The sequence below is a fragment of the Pseudonocardia sp. SID8383 genome, assembly GCF_009864975.1.
GTDB lineage: Bacteria > Actinomycetota > Actinomycetes > Mycobacteriales > Pseudonocardiaceae > Pseudonocardia > Pseudonocardia alni.
On record NZ_WWFY01000834.1, the window covers coordinates 1 to 288 of the forward strand.

General features: G+C 81.6%; 1 protein-coding gene. It reads left to right on the forward strand.

Going from position 1 to position 288, the window contains the following annotated elements:
• On the forward strand, positions 1–288 hold a 288-nt coding region (locus GTW08_RS20000), incomplete at both ends, for an E3 binding domain-containing protein (RefSeq protein ID WP_202417444.1).

The following is a 288-nucleotide window of genomic DNA, read 5'->3' on the forward strand; positions in this document are numbered from 1 at the left end:
CCGTCGCCCCAGCAGTCGCTCGGGTCGCCCGAGCAGGCCGCTCCCGGGACGTCCACCGGAGCCGACCCGGGAGCCGGGGGCTCCGACGGGCAGACCGGGGGCTCCGACGGCCGGGCCGGGGGCGACGCGGTCGGACCGCGTGCCGCCCAGGTCCCGCTCGCTCCGCCGCCGGTCCGGCTGCTCGCACGGGAGCTGGGCGTCGACCTGCGGGCGGTGACGGGGACCGGGCGGGACGGCCGGATCACCCGGGAGGACGTGCACGCCGCCGCGTCGGGTGCCGGGCTCACG